17 protein-coding genes are annotated in these 18,302 nt (G+C 61.8%); 8 read left to right on the forward strand and 9 right to left on the reverse strand.

What is annotated here, in order from left to right; genetic code table 11:
* Positions 1-20: 20 nt before the first annotated feature.
* From PQR54_RS28860 to PQR54_RS28880, 5 genes are all read left to right on the forward strand, one after another.
* Positions 21-1,577, forward strand: a complete 1,557-nt coding sequence (locus PQR54_RS28860) for an MFS transporter (RefSeq protein WP_408251713.1) — start codon at positions 21-23, stop codon at positions 1,575-1,577.
* A 5-nt stretch (positions 1,578-1,582) separates the two neighbouring features.
* Positions 1,583-2,635 carry an HlyD family secretion protein gene (locus PQR54_RS28865; protein WP_408251715.1) on the forward strand — a complete coding sequence of 351 codons (1,053 nt, stop codon included), beginning with the start codon at positions 1,583-1,585 and terminating at the stop codon, positions 2,633-2,635.
* A 30-nt stretch (positions 2,636-2,665) separates the two neighbouring features.
* A complete protein-coding gene (locus PQR54_RS28870) occupies positions 2,666-3,268 on the forward strand; it encodes a TetR/AcrR family transcriptional regulator (protein WP_408251717.1) in 603 nt (200 codons plus the stop codon).
* Positions 3,269-3,348: 80 nt separating this feature from the next.
* Positions 3,349-4,302, forward strand: a complete 954-nt coding sequence (locus tag PQR54_RS28875; protein ID WP_408251719.1) for a LysR family transcriptional regulator — start codon at positions 3,349-3,351, stop codon at positions 4,300-4,302.
* 79 nt (positions 4,303-4,381) lie between these two features.
* The gene (locus PQR54_RS28880) at positions 4,382-4,684 is read left to right on the forward strand and encodes a Dabb family protein (RefSeq protein WP_408251720.1); all 303 of its coding nucleotides are present in this window, start codon (positions 4,382-4,384) and stop codon (positions 4,682-4,684) included.
* 84 nt (positions 4,685-4,768) lie between these two features.
* Here the strand turns inward: PQR54_RS28880 and PQR54_RS28885 are convergent, their stop codons facing one another.
* Positions 4,769-5,656, reverse strand: coding sequence for a LysR family transcriptional regulator (locus PQR54_RS28885; protein WP_408251721.1), 888 nt, complete (start codon positions 5,654-5,656; stop codon positions 4,769-4,771).
* 445 nt (positions 5,657-6,101) lie between these two features.
* Here PQR54_RS28885 and PQR54_RS28890 point away from each other — a divergent pair, with 445 nt between their 5' ends.
* Entirely contained in the window at positions 6,102-6,470 is a 369-nt protein-coding gene (locus tag PQR54_RS28890; RefSeq protein ID WP_012428397.1) for a response regulator, read from the forward strand.
* 177 nt (positions 6,471-6,647) lie between these two features.
* Here PQR54_RS28890 and PQR54_RS28895 read toward each other — a convergent pair whose 3' ends face one another.
* The 6 genes from PQR54_RS28895 to PQR54_RS28920 all read right to left on the reverse strand — a co-directional run bounded on the left by PQR54_RS28895 (position 6,648) and on the right by PQR54_RS28920 (position 13,780).
* Positions 6,648-8,027, reverse strand: a complete 1,380-nt coding sequence (locus PQR54_RS28895; RefSeq protein ID WP_408251722.1) for an MFS transporter — start codon at positions 8,025-8,027, stop codon at positions 6,648-6,650.
* Between the two features lie 243 nt (positions 8,028-8,270).
* Positions 8,271-9,083: an HpcH/HpaI aldolase/citrate lyase family protein gene (locus PQR54_RS28900; protein ID WP_408251724.1), complete on the reverse strand. Its 813-nt coding sequence runs from the start codon at positions 9,081-9,083 to the stop codon at positions 8,271-8,273.
* A complete protein-coding gene (locus PQR54_RS28905) occupies positions 9,080-10,480 on the reverse strand; it encodes an MmgE/PrpD family protein (protein ID WP_408251726.1) in 1,401 nt (466 codons plus the stop codon). Before PQR54_RS28905 ends, PQR54_RS28900 begins: the two co-directional genes overlap by 4 nt.
* A 67-nt stretch (positions 10,481-10,547) precedes the next feature.
* Positions 10,548-11,726 carry a CaiB/BaiF CoA transferase family protein gene (locus PQR54_RS28910; RefSeq protein ID WP_408251728.1) on the reverse strand — a complete coding sequence of 393 codons (1,179 nt, stop codon included), beginning with the start codon at positions 11,724-11,726 and terminating at the stop codon, positions 10,548-10,550.
* Positions 11,727-11,744: 18 nt separating this feature from the next.
* Positions 11,745-12,908: an acyl-CoA dehydrogenase family protein gene (locus tag PQR54_RS28915; protein WP_310816555.1), complete on the reverse strand. Its 1,164-nt coding sequence runs from the start codon at positions 12,906-12,908 to the stop codon at positions 11,745-11,747.
* A gap of 29 nt (positions 12,909-12,937) precedes the next feature.
* Positions 12,938-13,780 (reverse strand): HTD2 family dehydratase, encoded by an 843-nt coding sequence (locus PQR54_RS28920; protein ID WP_408251731.1) that lies wholly within the window; start codon positions 13,778-13,780, stop codon positions 12,938-12,940.
* A gap of 290 nt (positions 13,781-14,070) precedes the next feature.
* Here PQR54_RS28920 and PQR54_RS28925 point away from each other — a divergent pair, with 290 nt between their 5' ends.
* Both PQR54_RS28925 and PQR54_RS28930 read left to right on the forward strand, forming a co-directional pair.
* Positions 14,071-14,889, forward strand: coding sequence for a 2OG-Fe(II) oxygenase (locus PQR54_RS28925; RefSeq protein WP_408251733.1), 819 nt, complete (start codon positions 14,071-14,073; stop codon positions 14,887-14,889).
* Positions 14,890-15,210: 321 nt separating this feature from the next.
* Positions 15,211-17,127 carry an FUSC family protein gene (locus tag PQR54_RS28930; RefSeq protein WP_408251735.1) on the forward strand — a complete coding sequence of 639 codons (1,917 nt, stop codon included), beginning with the start codon at positions 15,211-15,213 and terminating at the stop codon, positions 17,125-17,127.
* 199 nt (positions 17,128-17,326) lie between these two features.
* On the opposite strand, the gene PQR54_RS28935 is transcribed toward PQR54_RS28930, so the two are convergent.
* Complete coding sequence (locus PQR54_RS28935; RefSeq protein WP_408251737.1) at positions 17,327-18,067, reverse strand: CbtA family protein; 741 nt, start codon at positions 18,065-18,067, stop codon at positions 17,327-17,329.
* Positions 18,068-18,078: 11 nt separating this feature from the next.
* On the reverse strand, positions 18,079-18,300 hold the full coding sequence (locus PQR54_RS28940; RefSeq protein ID WP_012428410.1) for a CbtB domain-containing protein: 222 nt from the start codon (positions 18,298-18,300) through the stop codon (positions 18,079-18,081).
* Between the last annotated feature and the right edge of the window lie 2 nt (positions 18,301-18,302).

Raw genomic sequence — 18,302 nt, forward strand, 5'->3', positions numbered from 1 at the left:
GTATTTAAATACTTTACAGTATGAATACGCCAGCAGCAATCACATCGATGCAACACACCGCGTCGCCGCAGGCGACGCCGGCCGCGCCGCATCCGTTCAACAGCCGCATATTGGTTGGCGTACTTGGGGTCTTCGCGGCCGCGATGATGTCCGGCCTGAATAGTCGAATCGGTGGTCTGTCGCTCATCGACATCAAGACGGCATTCGGCGTCGGTGCCGATGAAGGTAGCTGGATCGGCAGCCTGTACTCCGCTTTCGAGCTTGCCGCCATGCCCTTTGCGGCCTGGTTCGCCGTCACGTTCTCGTTCAGACGCTTTCACGTGGGCGTAGTCGTCATCTTCACTGTGCTGGGATTGCTCACCCCGCTTGCACCTGGCTTTGGCGCGCTGTTGGCGCTTCGATGCCTGCAAGGGTTTTTCGGTGGATTGCTCATTCCCGTTCTGATGGCGGCAGCGCTCCGGTTCTTCCCTCTTTCGTTCAGGCTATACGGACTGGCGTTGTATGCGATGACGGCGACCTTTTCGCCAAATGTTGCTACGTGGCTTTCCGCGACGTACACCGATACGTTGTCCAATTGGCATCTCGTGTTCTGGCAAATCGTTCCGCTTGCGATTTTCTCCATCTGGGCCGTCGCCTGGGGCATCCCGCAGGATCCCGTTCGCCTGGACCGCTTCAAGAACCTCGACTGGCTGGGGTTGTTCAGTGGCGTCTGCGGTCTGGTTTGTATAGGCGTTGGATTGGCTCAGGGCGAGCGCTACGACTGGTTTAACGACGCACTTATCACCTGGCTATTCTGCCTCGGCGCAATATTGCTGTTTGTATTTCTGCTTGCCGAGTGGTTTCACCCTCTGCCGTTCATCAAGCTTCAATTGCTCCACCGACGAAACCTCGGGCTTGGATTTACGATCTTTATTGCGCTGGTGGTCGTGCTGTTATCCGGTTCGCTTCTACCCGCACAGTATCTGATCGAAGTACACGGATTCCGCACACCGTACATTGCAGGAATTGGACTTTTGGTTGGCGTCCCTCAGATCCTGTGCGGCCCTGCCGTCTCCTTTCTTCTCTACAAGCAATGGATCGACGCGCGCCACGTGTTCGCTACGGGGTTGGCGTTTCTGGCGGCATCGTGCCTGGTGAACGCCCAGGTGACATCGGAGTGGATCGCGCACGAGTTCCTGATGGGTCAGGTGCTTCAGGCCCTCGGACAGCCAATGGCTGTGATCTCCTTGCTGTTTCTGGCAACCAGCGTCGTGCAACCAATGGAAGGACCGGTCGTATCGGGAATCATCAACATGTTTCGCGCTTTTGGAACGCTGCTGGGGGATGCCATGCTCGAGCGCGTTTTCGTGCTCCGGGAAAAGATGCATGCCAACGTCATTCTGGATTCCGCTGCAGGCGCTGGAATGATCAGGCCGTCAACGCTTGGCGACCTCGCTGAGCGCATCTCACGGCAGGCCTTCGTTCTCGCGATAGCCGACTCCTATCTGATTCTCGGCGCCCTTGCCGTTCTGTTGATTCCGCTCGTTCTGAACCTGACTTACATTCGACCGCCCATACTCAATACGACTTCCAGGTGACTGTCATGCCTCTCCCACGACCAGCGAAAATAGCCGTTGCCATCGCGCTCATATCCGCCAGCGCCGCCAGCTTATATCTCTACAACCGCGACGAAGGAAGAGCTTCGGAGCAGACCACGACTGACGCGTACATAGCGACTGATTCGACTTTTGTCGCGCCGAAGGTCGCCGGAAACATACTCGAGGTCATGGTGGACGACAATGAAACTGTTCACAAAGGACAGTTACTTGCCGTGATCGATGATCGAGACTTCGTAGTTGCCGTCGCGAGCGCGAAGGCGGACGTCGAAAACGCCGAGGCGGACGTAGCAAGGCTCCAGGCCAGCGCCGTTCAACAACATAGCCTGATCCAGCAGGCCAACGCTGCGATTCTCGGTGACACCGCGTCGGTCAATTTCGCCGCGGCTAATTCGAAACGTTATTTGAATCTCGCGAAAGACGGTTCAGGTACGATTCAGGAGCAGCAGCAGGCCGAATCGACACTACAGATTGCAAATGCCCGTCACGCGCAGGACACCGCCTCACGCGACGCCGCGCAACATCAGCTCGACGTGCTTCTTGCCCAGCAAAAGCAGGCAACCGCGACGGTTGCAAAGGCGAAGGCAACGCTTCAGGCCGCGGAATTGAACCTGTCCTATACGAGAATAGTCGCGCCAATTGACGGCATGGTAGGTCAGCGCACCCTTCGGACCGGTGCTTATGTTCACGTCGGCACGCCGCTGCTCGCAGTGGTTCCATTGAAGCAGGCGTATGTCGAAGCCAATTTCCGCGAGACCCAGTTGCAGCATGTTCGCCCCGGGCAACCGGTTACAATCAGAATCGACATGCTGTCTGGCGCCATCATCCATGGCCACATCGACAGTCTCGCCCCTGCCAGCGGGATCGCGTTCTCACCGATTGCACCCGACAATGCAACAGGCAATTTTACGAAAGTGGTTCAGCGGCTTCCCGTGAAGATCACCATTGATCCGAACCAGCCAGCCGCTGATCGACTTCGTGTCGGAATGTCCGTCGTCCCCACAGTGCACATAGACTCGGCAAGGACGGCGCCAGGTTGACACGTCAAACTTCCAGGAGGTAGCGCCGGAATGCCCAGATTGACAAGAGAAGAGAGTCGCTTACAGACGCGAGAGAAATTGATGCTTGCTGCCGCGAAAATGTTTGCGCGCGAAGGACTGGGTGGTGCATCCATCGACCGGATTGCAGAGGAAGCCGGCTATACGAAAGGTGCGTTCTATTCGAACTTCGACTCGAAAGAAGATATCTTCCTGCAATTGATCGAGGCCACGACTCGACAAAACATCGAAAAGATCGAGACGGCACTCGCAGGCGTGTCAGATCCGGAAGAAATCATCGAAGCGGTTTGCGCATGGGCGAATTCTCACACTCACGAACCGGACATGCGACCGTTAGTACTCGATCTGGTCCGTCATGCAAAGCAGGATGCAGCGCTGACAAAACGGCATACCGAGCTGTTCACCAAGCAATGGACGATCGTCGGCAAGCTGCTTTTACGTGCTTTTCCGAAAGGCAGAGCGCCCGCAACGGCGCTCGAACTCGGTGCGCTGGTGATGGAACTGACTTACGGCACCGCGGTGCAGTTTCATGCAGGACCGACCGGAGGCGATCTTGTGAGGATCGCGCTCAACGGGTTGATGACCGCGGCACAAATGCCTCGGAAGACTCGATGACCGACTGTCGAAAAATAGCGCTTTAACTGAAACACTCAAAGCCCGCTTCGGCATGGCGAGCGGCATGTAACGGAAATCTTATGGATACGCTTGAGAGCATGCGCGTGTTCGCGCGAGTCGCAACGGACGGAGGTTTTTCGGCAGCAGGACGCCAGATGAACATGTCCACCGGCCAGATATCGCGTGCTGTCTCGCACCTCGAGATGCGCTTGAGCACGCGCCTGTTGAACAGGACGACACGCAAAATCGCCCTGACTGAAGCCGGTGAGCGCTACCTCGATCATTGTCAGAAGATACTCTCCCACATTGAGCGGGCAGAAGCCGAAGCAAGCGATGCGCGAACGAGTCCTGGCGGAACGCTGAAAATCCATTCGATGTCGAGCTTCGGGCAGCATCACATCGTCCCGACACTGCTGCGCTTTCGCGCGCGCTATCCGTCAGTCAAGATCGATCTGACGTTCTCGCAGTCCGTACCGCATCTCCTCGATGAAGGTTACGATGCATCAATCATGCTTGCGCCGGAGCTTCCGGATTCCGGGTTGATCGCACATCGGCTTGGGACGGTCATAGGTGTCGTGTGCGCCTCACCGGCCTATATCCGAAAACATGGGACGCCACTTAAACCTGAAGAGCTTCAGCGACATACCTGTGTCCAGTTGACAAATCCGGTGTTCCCAAACGGGAAATGGATGTTCGAGGGAACCGACGGACCCGTAACAGTCACGCCTGGCCCATCGGTCTTTTCGGTGAATCTGTCGGATGCGCTCGAGCTGGTGATTCGGCAGGGCTCCGGCATCGGCTTACTGCCTGCGGCGTCTGCACTTCCGGGTTTGCGCTCCGGCGAGCTTGTGCGGGTCCTGCCTCGATTCGAACTGCAGCCGCTGAATGTTTACGCGCTATATCTTTCCCGGCAATACATCGACGCAAAGATTCGATCGTGGCTCGATTTCGTGCGGGAGGATATGCCACCAGCCCTGGAGGCCGACATTGCCGCCTTGCAAGCAATTACCGATCGCCAACTCGTGACTAATTGACGCTTATCAATAGCCCGGTCTTCGCATCTAAGCGCCGTGAAACGATGACGCGCAAGGCCGAACTCAAAGGAGATATACAGTGATCCGTCACATTGTGATGTGGAAGCTCAAAGAGAACGCAGTGGGAGCATCGCGTTCAGAAAATGTACAAAAGCTGAAAGAAAGGCTCGATGAATGCCGCGATATAGTGCCGGGAATGCTGAAGCTGGAAGTTGGTGTAGCGGCAACAGACCTCGAATCGACTTACGACCTTGTTCTGGTGTGTGACTTCGTAGACAGAGCCGCGATGAGCGCCTATCTGAGTCATCCAGCGCACGAGGCGCTCAAAAGCTTCACCGCCCCACTGCGTGAATCGCGCCAGTGTGTCGACTACGAGTTCTGAGCATGCGAGGCCACAAGTCCCGAGCTAATCGCCCTTATTGAAGACTCCAGATCGACGCTTACGGCGTAGACAAAGGTGCGCTTCTCAAACGCCCGCCATCAACCGGTCAACGAGCACACGCGCGAACGGCGGCAGGTCCTTCAGGCTGCGCACGCAGATTTTGAGCTTGCGCTCAGCCCAAGGGTCGTTCAGTCCGACCGTGGCAATCTGCATCGTCTTCTTGTGCCGCAGCGCGACCGATTCCGGCACGATGCCGATGCCCACGCCCGCTTCGATCATCCGGCAAGCGGCTTCGAAATTGCCCACCTGTATGCGCAATTTCAGACGCGCGCCGAGCGCGTCGGCGGCACTGGTGATGAATGCGTGGATCGCGCTCGAAGTCGGCAAGCTCACGAAATTGGCCGCCAGCACTTGCGCAAAGTCCACCGACGCCAGACGTGCCAACGGATGATCGCGCGACGTGACCAGCACGAGCCGGTCGTCGCGATACGGCAGCATTTCCAGATGCTCCGCATGCACGTTACCCGCGACGATGCCGATATCCGTCGCGCTATCCGCCACGCCTTTGACGATTTCGCCGCTCAACACTTCGCGCAGATCGATGTTGACGTCAGGGTGATCGCGCAAAAAATGACTCAGCACGGCCGGCATGAACTCGCTGATCGCGGTGGTGTTGGCCCAGATGCGCACGTGTCCCTTGACGCCTTCGCCATACTCCTGCATGTCGCCGGCCAGGTGCTCGACCCGTTCCAGTACGAGCCGCGCGTGATGCACGAAAGCTTCGCCGGCAGGCGTCAGCGTCACGCCCTGGCTGGTGCGGTAGAGCAGCTTGAAACCCAGTTGTTCCTCGAGATTCTTGACCCGGTTGCTTGCCGCCGGCGCCGACAGATGCGAGCGTTCCGCTGCGCGCGCCAGGTTCCGCGTGTCGGCGATGTTGAGGAGCAATCGCAAGTCTACGAAATCGAAATGCATGATGAAGGCCAGAGTTGAAGCGCCGTGGGCGCTCTCAAGACAAAGGCCAATCTTAACCGGGCGCGAGGGAAACGCTAGCCCGTTTCGGCAAAGCCGCCGGTCTCGCCTGCAACTCCATGCTTTAGAGGCAGCGATGCAGGTAAGCGTTGAACCGCTTGCCGCTTGCGCTCCGGGGATCATGCACGGAGGCGCGTGCGACCTATCAGTTCCCCGCAACGCGACACTCGTCACCGCCTCTGCGCTACGTCAAAACCGATTCTGATCAGCGCCTCCTGCCTCCCCGCAAGCCATGTCATGCGCCGCCGCACACAACCAGGCACAGCGCTTGCTTTAACCACCGGCTCGACAGGGCATGAACACGCGGCAATTCAGCCCACGTCCTGTCGCGGCTGGCGCGACGAACATCCGAGGCCCAGTCCAACCGAACATTTCAGGCATAAGCATTATGAGTCGCGTATTACTGGTCGACGACCAACCCGAGGCATTGTCCGCGCTGCGCGCCGTGCTGGTCGGCCGTGGTTACACGGTCGCCACGGCGGCGGACGGCGCCGAAGCTTTTGAACGACTGCAACGCACGCGCGTCAGCGCGGTGGTGTGCGACTGGCGCATGCCCAACATGGACGGCGCCGAACTGATCGAATCGATGCAGGCACGCAGTGAACTGGCTTCCGTACCCGTGATTCTGACGAGCGGCAGCGGCGAAGCACCCGCTTTCCCCGTCAAAGGCTTTTTGAGGAAACCATTCGCGCTGGACAAGCTGCTCTCGTTGCTGGCCGAATGCGAAAGCGATGCGGCAATGCCGGCCGTCTGCTGACGGCTTTGTAGCCGCTGGCGAGCGTCGTCGATATATGTGCCAGCCAGGCATCGCGCACAAAAGCGGGGCACGCACTGGTTTCGCGAGCGCAGTGATGCGGCATCCAGGTGCGCTTACCGTAAAACGCGCTCGCTCCGAAAGAGCGAATCGGCGGTCCGCACTCACGCGCTCAGCGGCCTAAACCGACTTCTCGAACAACTCTCCGCTCGGCGTCAGATCGGCATCGGGCGAGATGTCTTCGAGCGTCTGCTGGCTCGTTTCGATCCGCAGCGCGAGGATCGCCACGCTCAGCAACAGCAGAACGCCGCCGACCATCGTCAGCACGCCCGTCACGCCAAAGTGCGTGTACAACAGCAGCGCCACATAAGGCGTCGACATGGAGGCGGCGCGTCCGCAGGTGCCGGCGACGCCCGTCCCCCGCAACCGATGCGCGGTCGGGAACAACTCCGGGATATAGCCGAACAAGCCAAGCGTGCAGACCGTATAGATCGCCGTCACCAGCGCGAACCCCACGACGGAAATCGCCGCCGGCGCCCGCATTTGCACGTACACGAACCCGAGCGCGATCGTCACGAGCGAGAACAGCACGATGCCGTTGCGCCGGCCGATCCGGTCCGTGACCAGATACCCGACCACCGCGCCGGCCGGTGCGCCGAACGACATCAGCAGCACGAACCCCAGCGACTGCACGATCGTCAGCCCTTCCTTGACGAAGAACGTCGGCAACCACGCAACGAACCCATACAGCGACATGTTGATCGCCATGCACGTGAGCGCCGCCACCAGCGTGCGGCCGATCATGCCGCGCGCGAACAGCGCCGAGAACGGTGCGGCCGGCACCTCATGGCTCATCACGCGCGCCACCGGCGGCAACTTGCCGACCCGCGCCTCGACCTGCCGTTCGATTGCCGACACCGTCGCCTCGGCTTCTTCGAGGCGTCCGACCGTCTCCAGCCAGCGCGGCGATTCCGGCATCCGATGCCGCAGAAACCACACGACGAGCGCACCGACCCCGGCAATCGCAAACATATAGCGCCAGCCGAGATGCGGAATCACCCAGTAGCCGATCGCCGTCGCGCCGAGCAGGCCGGAATTGATGATCAACGCAAGCAGCGACGTCCAGCGCCCGCGCGTGGCCGGCGGCACGAATTCGCACAACGTTCCGGCCGCCACCACCAATTCCGCGCCGAGCCCCACACCCATGATGAAGCGCAACAGAATCAGCCAGTAGATATTCGGTGCGAAACACGCGGCGATCGAGGCGAGACCGAAGATCGCCAGGTTCGCCTGATACGAATAACGCCGGCCGAACCTGTCGCCGAGATAACCGGACAGACCCGCGCCGATCATCATGCCCATGAAGGTTGCGGAGATGAAAAACGAACCGAGCCGCAAATCGGTGAAGCCGCTCTTGACCATCGCGGCTAACGCGCCGTTGGCGAGATAGATGTCGAAGGCGTCGAGGAAAGCGCCCGCGCCGATCAGGCCGAGAATGTTCCAGTGAAAGCGGCTGATGGGCAGGCGGTCGAGCCGCGCGCCGGAATTGACGGTTGCCAAATTGTGTCTCCTGATGGGTCCGCGCGCGGTGGGACCGCGCGCGCAAAACAGTGATGCATGGCTATCTTTTTATGGCGACAGCTCGTTGCATGATGTTGAGTACGCGGCGCGAATGCGTCCCCCCGCGTGACGTCAGTTTGCGTCACGCTGCGCCTTCAGGGTATTGGCATTATTGGAAGTCGATGTTTCGTCGCGGTTAATGGACGGCGCGCGACATCGCGCCCGCAATGCGCTCATTGCAGCCTATGCGCCCGCCAGGATCCTTCGTGCCTTCAGGATCACCGGCATATCGACCATCTTGCCGTCCACCGCCACCGCCGCGCCGTGGCTCGTTTCCACTGCGGCCAAGACGCGTTGCGCCCATGCCTTGTCCGCGTCGCTCCACGCGTACGCGCGGTGCACCGCATCGATCTGCTTCGGATGAATGCACAGCTTGCCGCCGAAGCCGAAACGCCGGCCGCGGCGCGCGTCGGCCTCGATGGCGCCGGTATCGGTGATGGTGGTCGACACGCCGTCCACCGGCGCGCCGATCCCGGCAAGCCGCGACGCCAGCACGATCTGCGAGCGGAACAGATGCAGTTCCTCGCCGTCGCCGTCGATACCGAGATCGATCTGAAAATCCAGCGTGCCGAACACGATGCGCTGCACGCGCGGCGCGCCGCACAACAGCCCGAGGCTCGCAAAGCCGCGTGCGGTTTCAACGATCGGCAACACGCTTAACGCGGCATGTGCCGTCGCCAGCACGGCCTCGATCTGTTCACGCGTCTCCGCTTTAGGCAACACGATCCCCGCGACACCCGGCTGTCCGGACAGCACGGCGACATCCTCGTTGAACCAGCGCGTGTCCGAGCCGTTGATGCGCACCCACGCGGGCCGTGATGCTTCGCTCGATACAGCGGCTAGCACCGCCGCGCGCGCCGCCGGTTTTTCATCGGGCTGCACGGCATCTTCGAGATCGAGAATCACCGCATCCGCGCCGGCTGCGTGCGCTTTTTCGAAGCGCTCAGGGCGGTTGCCCGGCACGAACAGATAGGAGCGCGGCAGTGCGGCGCTCATGCGGCCACCGTTGCCTTGGACGCGGCGTTGGACTCTGCTTCAAAGACCGATCCGACCTGCGTTTGCTCCGCGATTTGCCACGCGTTGCCGAGCAATCGCGCGGCCTCGCCTTCGGTGGCCGCGCCCGAAAACGCCGCCAGCCGATGCAGCTTGGTGGCAATCTCATCGCGCGACAGCGTATTGCCCGGGTCGCCTTTCGGTTCGTCGACGCGGCCCTTGAACGTGCGGCCGTCAATGGTCGTGACCGTCACCTTGCCGATCCAGCGCGCGGGATAAGCGGCGTCGACTTCGGCGTCGAAAGCCATTTCGACATTGTCGCGGAAGGCGGCGATCGCATCCGCGTCGAACCCCTGCTCGAATTCGGTCACGCCCGCATAGCCGTGATGCGCGACCAGTCCCAGCACCGTGCCCATGTTGAACTTCGCCTGGTGCACGGTGCGCGGCGTGACGACCGCGCCGAGAACATCGATTGCGCCTTGATGGACGTGGGTGACGACCTTCGCAATATCGCGCGGCGCGAGACGGTGTTCCTGCACCACGGCCAGCAACGCGTCGGCGGCGGGATGCGTGTGACGGCACGCCGCGTGATACTTGAACGACGTCTCCGCCGTCGCCCACCGGCTGCCCAAACGGTCGACGAGGCGCGCCGGATCCGCGTCGCTCGACATACCCGCCGCCATGCCTTGCGCGCCTTCGAGAATGTGCGTCGCGCCCTTGAAGCCGTCGGCGGCGAGTTGCGCGGCCATCAGTCCGTTGGCCGCCGCCATGGCCGTGTGCAGTTGCTTCGAGTCGGCGGCATCGCGCAGAAACTCCCACAAGCCGCTTGCCTGCGTGCCCGCCGAGCCGAACGCGTCGAGCATCTGCACCGGCGACAAGCCGAGCAGCCGTCCCGCTGTCGCGGCCGCCGCGACCGTGCCCGCCGTGCCCGTGGTGTGAAACACCTTGTAGTGCGAGCGCCCCAAAAATTCGCCGATGCGGATGCCCACTTCATAGCCCGCGACGGCGGCCGCGATCAACTCGCGGCCCGACTTGCGATGCGCCTGCGCCAACGCCAGCGCAACCGGAAACACGACCGTCGCGGGATGAAACACCGAGCCGTTGTGCACGTCGTCCTGTTCGGCAAAGTGCGATGCCGCGCCGTTGATCATCGCCGCGAAATACGGCGTGGTGCGGCTGCGGTCGATCAACACTTCGCATGGGCCGTTGTTCGACGCGCCGCCGGCCTGGCGAGCGAAGCGCGCAATCGTGTCGACCGGCCGCGCGCCTTTGCCCGCCAACGCCGAGCCGAGCCAGTCGACGTAAAGGTTGACGGTGCGCTCCACCACCGCGTGCGGAATGCTGTCGAAGCCGAGCTGAGCGGCGAAAGTGGCAAGCGTCAGACTGGGATGGTCGTTCATGATGAGGTCGCTTCGTATTCGTTCAGGTCGCCGGCGTGGCGTCGTTCACGCGCCGGCACAGGAAAATTCAGATCGTGCCGGCGGCTCGCAGCGCGTCGATCCGTGCGTTGTCGTAGCCGAGTTCGCGCAGAATCGCGTCGGTATGCTCGCCGAGCGCGGGCACCGGATCCATGCGCGGCTCGACATCTGTCGGCAAACCCGGCGGCAACAAAGCGGGCACCACGCCCGCCGGGGTGCCGACTTCATGCCAGCGCTCGCGCGCCTTCAATTGCGGATGCGCCCACACGTCGCCGAGCGAGTTCATTTGCGCGTTGGCGATGCCGGCGCTATCGAGCCGTTCGATAACCTGCGCCGCACTCAGCTTCGCAAAAGCCGTGACGATCACCTCGCGCAACGCGTCTCGCGCCGACGTGCGTTTCGAGTTCGAATTGAAGCGCTCGTCCGAGGCGAGTTCTGGCTGCATCAAAACGCGTTCACAAAAGAGCTTCCACTCGCGCTCGTTCTGCAGACCGAGCATCACCGTCTTGCCGTCGCCCGCCGGAAACGGGCCGTACGGATAGATCGTGGCGTGCGCCGCGCCGGAGAGCGCAGGCGGCGTTTGACCGTCGATCGCGTAATACAGCGGATAACCCATCCACTCGACCATGCTCTCCAGCATCGATACGTCGATGCGGCAGCCGCGCCCCGTGCGGCCGCGCAAAAGCAGCGCGCTCAGAATGTTCGAATACGCGTACATGCCCGCCGCAATATCCGCGATCGAGCATCCGGCCTTGGCCGGCTCGCCCGGCGAACCGGTGATCGATAGAAAACCGGATTCGCTCTGGATCAGCAGGTCGTAGGCTTTCTTGTCGCGATACGGGCCGTCGGCGCCATAGCCGGAAATATCGCAGACGATCAGCTTCGGATACTTCTCGCTCAGCGTGTCGTAGCCGAGACCAAGCCGGTCCGCGGCGCCGGGCGCGAGGTTCTGCACCAGTACGTCCGCGTCGGCGACCAGGGCTTCGAGAATCTCCGCTGCGGCAGGCTGCTTCAGATCGAGCGCAAGACTTTCCTTCGAACGATTGGTCCAGACGAAATGCGATGACAGTCCATGCACGCGCTCGTCGTAGCCGCGCGCAAAGTCGCCGACGCCGGGCCGCTCGATCTTGATCACCCGCGCGCCGAGATCCGCGAGTTGACGCGTACAGAACGGCGCGGCGATCGCGTGTTCGAGCGTGACGACCTTGATACCGTCGAGTGGTCTCATGTTGTTGGCGCCCGAAGGTCAGAACGAACGCGGCAGCCCGAGAATATGCTCGGCCACGTACGAAAGAATCAGATTGGTGGAAATCGGCGCGACCTGGTAAAGACGCGTCTCACGGAATTTGCGCTCGACGTCGTACTCGCAGGCAAAGCCGAAGCCGCCGTGGAATTGCAGACACGCGTTGGCTGCTTCCCAGGACGCGTCAGCCGCGAGCAGCTTCGCCATGTTCGCCTGTGCGCCGCATGGTTGATGCGCGTCAAAACGGCGCGCCGCCTCGAAGCGCATCAGGCTGGCCGCCTCGACATTGATGAACGAGCGCGCGATCGGAAACTGCACGCCCTGGTTCTGGCCGATCGGACGGCCGAATACGATGCGCTCTTTCGCGTACTCGGTGACCTTGTCGACAAACCAGTAGCCGTCGCCGATACATTCGGCGGCGATCAGCGTGCGCTCCGCGTTCAAGCCGTCGAGGATGTATTTGAAGCCCTGTCCTTCTTCACCAATCAGATTCTCGGCGGGGATTTCGAGGTTGTCGAAGAAGAGTTCGTTGGTCTCGTGATTGACCATGTTCAGAATCGGCTGCACCGTCATGCCGTGGCCGATCGCTTCGCGCAGATCGACGATAAAGATCGACATGCCCTCGGATTTCTTCTTCACGTCCGCAAGCGGCGTGGTGCGCGCGAGCAGGATCATCAGATCCGAATGCTGCACGCGCGAGATCCACACCTTCTGTCCATTGATTACATAGCGGTCGCCGCGTCGCTCGGCGGTAGTCTTGATCTTCGTGGTGTCGGTGCCCGTCGAGGGCTCGGTCACGCCCATGGATTGCAGACGCAAATCGCCGCACGCGATCTTCGGCAAGTACTTTTGCTTCTGCTCTTCGGAACCGTGGCGCAACAGCGTGCCCATGTTGTACATCTGGCCGTGGCAGGCGCCCGAGTTGCCGCCGGCGCGATTGATTTCTTCCATGATGACCGACGCTTCGGTCAACCCGAGCCCCGAGCCGCCGAAGTCCTGCGGAATCAGCGCGGCCAGCCAGCCTGCTTTGGTGAGCGCGTCGACGAATTCTTCAGGGTAGCCGCGTGCTTCGTCGATCTTGCGAAAGTACTCGCCGGAAAATTGCTGGCACAGATCGCGGACGGCTTCGCGAATGTCCTGAAAGGAATCCTGCTGCGTGGTTTGCATAGTCGAATCTCTTGGAGTTCAGGCGAAGTTCAGGCAATAGCGGCCGTGGCGCGCATGGTCAGATAGCCTTCGTGGTCTTTGGCCCACAACTCGATGAGCTTGCCGTCGGCGGATGGCTTGCCGCATACCGTGAAAGCCTGGCCGGCGAAGGTCGGACGCACCGCCTTGAAAGCGAAACTTTGCAGCGTGGCCTGCGGTTGCTCGCGGCGCACCAGGTCGACCAGCAGAGTGGCAATCAACGGACCGTGGACGATCAGGCCTGGATAGCTTTCGACTTCGGTGACGTAGGGATAGTCGTAGTGAATGCGGTGGCCGTTGAAGGTCAGCGCCGAGTAGCGGAACAGCATGACGGCGTCGGCGTCGATCGTGCGGCGCCACGTTTCGTCTTCCGGCGCGAGTTGCGGTTGCGGCGGACGCGCGCCGTCCTGCGGTGCGTCGCGATAGACGATGTCGTGTTCTTCTTCCAGCTTCAGTTCGCCGCCGGCTTCGATAGTGTGCTGCACCGTGACGAACACGAGACGGCCGGACCGGCCGGTCTTGTCTTCGATATTGGCGATCGTCGAAGTCCGCGTGGCACGTTCGCCCACTTTCAGCGGCGCGTGAAAAGTCAACCGGCCGCCGGCCCACATGCGGCGCGGCAGCGGCACGGGCGGCAGGAAACCGCCGCGCTTCGGATGGCCGTCCGGGCCGACTTCGGACATCGGCGCAACCGGCAGAAAGTACAGCCAGTGCCACAGCGGCGGCACGCTGTCGCCGCTTTCTTCGCGATCGAGCGTGGCCGCCATCGCCTTCAGTGGAAAGGCGGTGATGTCGTCTTTGAGCACCTCCTGCTTGTCGAGCCAGTCGTCGAGTTTCTGCGGGGAAGCAGACATGGGCACAGTCTCCGGATACGCGTATTGGGCTTAATAGGGTCTTACTATGAACGAGGCAGCAGGTCCTGCGAAGTTTGCATTTTCGAAGCGGGCGTTTGGATTTGCTTAAGGCTCGCTGGATCGCCGTGTGGCGGGGCGCTGCTACCGGCTCGGTCCGAACATCATGCGCTCATTGCCGAGGCACCGGCTGTGAACAGCCTGGAATTGAAAAGCAAGAGTCGGGGTGCGGGGCATCGCGCCCGTCCTTACACTCAAGCATCGTTGTGGTGATCGCTTGATGGAGAAGGTTTATGGATACGGTTGCGAAGGGTTTGCAGTCGCGCTCGCTGGAATTGGCGCTGGACTTGAAAGCTGGCGCGGGACAGAAGCCGGAAGTGAAAGGCGCTGGAGCGGGGACGCGCGGCTCGCCTGCGCAACGTATCCGTGCGGTCGACTGGTTCGAGGTGGAAGCAGAATTGAACGCTTACGGCTGCGCGATGCTGCGCAGTCTGCTCAGCTCAGAGGAATGCGATGCGCTGACCGCGCTCTATCCGAGCGATGCGTTGTTTCGTAGCCGCGTCGTGATGGCGCGGCACGGTTTTGGCCTCGGCGAATACAAGTACTTTGCTTATCCGCTGCCGCCGTTGATCGCCGATTTGCGCGGCGCGCTTTATCCACGTCTGGCGCCAGTGGCGAATCGCTGGAATGAGGCAATGGGGATCGACGTCCAGTATCCGGCCTCGCACGCTGAATTTATCGAGCGTTGTCACGCCGCCGGCCAGACACGCCCCACGCCGCTGATGCTTCAATATGCGACCGACGACTACAACTGCCTGCATCAGGATCTCTACGGCGAACACGTCTTCCCGCTGCAGGTCGCGATTCTGCTGTCCGAGCCCGGCGTGGACTTCACCGGTGGCGAATTCGTCATGACGGAGCAGCGGCCGCGCATGCAGTCGCGTACCGAAGTGGTGCCGCTCCGCAAGGGCGATGCGGTGGTGTTCGCGGTCCATCACCGGCCGGTTCAGGGGACGCGCGGCCCCTACCGGGTGAATCTGCGGCATGGCGTGAGCCGCTTGCGCTCAGGCCAACGGCATACGCTGGGAGTGATTTTCCACGATGCGACTTGAGGCGGGCCCGTTCGGCTCGACTCGGTTTGACGTACGCCATGCACGTCTGAACTGCTGCGCCGCGGCAAAAATTCGACAGCCGCAATTTTGACCCGGTATCATTCGGGAAAACCCGAACCCGCCGGATGCGCTGCACCACCCTTTGCAGCGCATTCGGCTTGTCTGTTCGAGCGTTATCGCCCGTCGACGGACGGGGTTGTCAGCCGGTGATCCCGGCGCGGCCGCCCGGTTCGACGATACGAAGGTGGCGGGCCTGCGCGCCCGCCCTGTCGCAATCGGCCAAAAGCCGGTGGCGGCCAATTAGCCTGGACATCATCGATCATGATTGCTGCCGCGTTATCGCGCGTCGCCGACCGCCTGCTAGCTGCGGACCCGGGACTCGTGCGCCTCCATACCGCGCTGCGCGCCGCGCTCGCCTGCCTGCTCACCGGCGTGGCCAGTATCGCGTGGACCGTTTCCCAAAGTCAGCCCATTACACTTGCCGCGCCCGGCATCCTCTTTGCGATGGTCGCGCCGTTGTTCGTGCGCGATGCGCGGCGGACTGCCTGGTTCGGCACGCTCTTCTATCTTTATCTTTGTGCTTGCGTGTGCTTTGCCACGGCGAGCGTGTTGAGCCGCTATCCGCTGGCCGGCGATGCGGGCTTCCTGGTGGTGATGTTCATCGGCATGCTGTGCCAGGCATGCGGACCGCGTGCATTGGGCAGCGCGATGCTGGGCGTGGTGTGTTTTTACCTCGGCCTCTATCTGCATCCTTCGACAGCGCATCTCCTGCAGTCGCTTCTGCTGTCCGCGTTCGGCCCGTTGATGGTCGCGCTGGTGGGCCGCGTGATCGTGCCGATGCGAGCCGCTGCCAGCTTTCGCCTCGCCGTTCATACGGTGACGCTGCGCGCGTCGCGTGTGCTTCACGCTCCGGATGCCGCGCGTCTCTCCGCATTGAACGAAGCTGCGCTGTCGCTCGAAGAACAGTTGGCGCTACTGAATCCCTTGGATGCGGAGACGATTCGTGAGCGGATCGTCGAAGTGGAAGTGGCGGCTGGACAGCATGCGTTTGCATCGGGACCCGCCGATGATCGCGTCACGGCGAGTGCCGATGTATTGCGTCACGCAATTGCGCGACTCAGCGAGATGGCGCAGCGGCGCGACACGCAAAGCGTTCCTTCGGCAATAGCAAATGCATTAGTCACGCTGACCGCGCCGCAGCGCTTCGCCGATTTGCGCAGCAAGCTCTGCTGGCTCCCGGCCACGCGCGCCACGACCGCAGCATTGCTCGCGATGCTGATCGGCCATTCGCTTTCGCCGGAGCGTTGGTTCTGGGCGGTCATTACGACGTTCGTCGTGTTTCTCGGCACGCGGTCGCGCGCGGATACGGTGTATCGCGGTGCGCAGCGCCTCGTGGGGACGCTCGCTGGCGCGCTCGTCAGCGTGTTGCTGGTCGCGCCGCTGCATGACTCGCCGGTATTGCTGGTGATCGCGATGGTGCTGTGCGTGTTCGGCTGGGCTTACTACATCTTGAGCGCGTACGCGCCGGGAGTGTTTTTCATCACCGTGCTCGTCGGCCTGGTCTACGGCGAGCTGGGATTCGCGATGGGGCCGCTGGTCGAACTGCGAATCGAAGAAGTGCTGGTGGGTTGCCTCGTGTCGTTCGCCGTCGCGATTCTAATGATGCCGCTTGCAGCGACGCGGCATGTCGAGGCGAGACTTGCGGCGGTGCTGGGCGCGTTACGCGACGTGGTGCGGCTCTCTGGGGCAGGCGCGCAAGCGGCTGATGCGGTTGCGGCGATGCGTAAGCTCGATCGCGGTTGGCATGATCTGCGGATCGCGCTGCGGCCGCTGCAGACGCAACGCGTGGTGGTGTGGAATCCGGATGTCGAATTAGCGACCGGTTCGCTGCTGTGCTGCCTGCATTGGGCGCGTGTTCTGAACGGGACTACGCGACGCGGCGGATTGCAGGAAGCGGTGGCTCTTAATGCAGCGGAGCTAAGCGCGGCGCATGTCGAGTCGATCGTGGCGCGGCTTGATACTTTGATTGCGCATTATGGCGGCGGTGTGGCGGGCGCTGCGCACAATGAATCGGATGAACGTGGACCGATGACGCCCGCCGTTGCTTTCGATGTGAACAAGGCACCGGCACTTGCACAACTGGATGGCGCCGTCGCGCAGTTGTTCGATCGATTGACGCAGCCGGTTTCGGATACGCGGCGCGTTTTCAATTGGGCGGTGCGAGGGAAGAGCGTGTAGGGAGTTTGGGAATGAATGGCGCTAGCTGGAAACTTGTCCACAGAAATTGTTCGCAAGCCTGTGGATAACCACCCCACAACCGCCCCAACTCCTTGACGCAGAACCCATCTTGGCCGCTGCGCGCAAACTGCGGAGAGCGAAGCGCGGCGAACAAGCCGAGCAGCGCAACCACCGAAGCGGTCGCGCTCACGTCATGAAATCAAGCCGACTTCACCGCCGGCCGTCCGCCCACGCGCGTCAACACACTCCGCTCGACCAATGCCCCAAACAGCAGCCCGACCGTCGCCCACATAATCGCCTGCATACCGAGCGCCGCGACACGGAATTTCCACAGCAGCACCGCCGGGAAAGCCTCCGGCACTTCGTTGATCGTGGGCATCGACAACTGCACCGCAGCGATGATCGCGATGAACACCACCGCGCCCACAATCGAACCGTTCCACGCGCCGAGCTTCATCGCCGCACGGCGCCGCACCTTGAGCGAGAAGACCATCGCAGCCAGCGATATCGCAATCATCAGGAAGAACAGCCCCGTGCGCGTCCCGATGGTCTCGGGGTCGCCGACCGAGGGCGGGTTCGCCGGATACTTCAGATTCGGCACGACCGCGAGCGCAATGAACGCGCCAAGCGCGAGCCACGCGGACAACGCGCGTGGGCTCAACGCGCCTACTCGCCCATAGGCGTACGCGAACACCAGCGAGAACAGCCCGCCGAATGCCGCGCCGTAAGTCAGCACGCCGGTCAACAAACCGATACCCTGCTGCGTATCGCGGCTCACGATCTCCGGCTCAGGCGTCTCGCCTTTCGCGGCCTCGGCCTTTTCTTCGAACGAAATCGCCTGATTGACCTGCGGCTCGCCCACCACCCGGGCGAAGCCGAACGTGAGCAGTCCCGCGGCGATGCCTGCGAGCATCCCGCGTACCAACAATTTACCAACCATGGTCGACTCCGTTAGTGGCAGGGAAAGCCGAGCAGATGGCGGCCGTCGTGCACGAACTCATGCACGTACATGCCCGGCACCAGCGAGGTGGCGCCCTGTTCCGCACCCACGAAGTAAAGCGCGAGCAACAACAGCAAACCGCCGAACACGACCCAGGGCAGCAACTCGCGCAGCGGAATCGGCGTGGGTTGAGCAACAGGTTGATTGGCGGGATCGAAAACGGCTTCGGTCATGA

The sequence above is a fragment of the Paraburkholderia phytofirmans genome, assembly GCF_046028095.1.
GTDB lineage: Bacteria > Pseudomonadota > Gammaproteobacteria > Burkholderiales > Burkholderiaceae > Paraburkholderia > Paraburkholderia phytofirmans_A.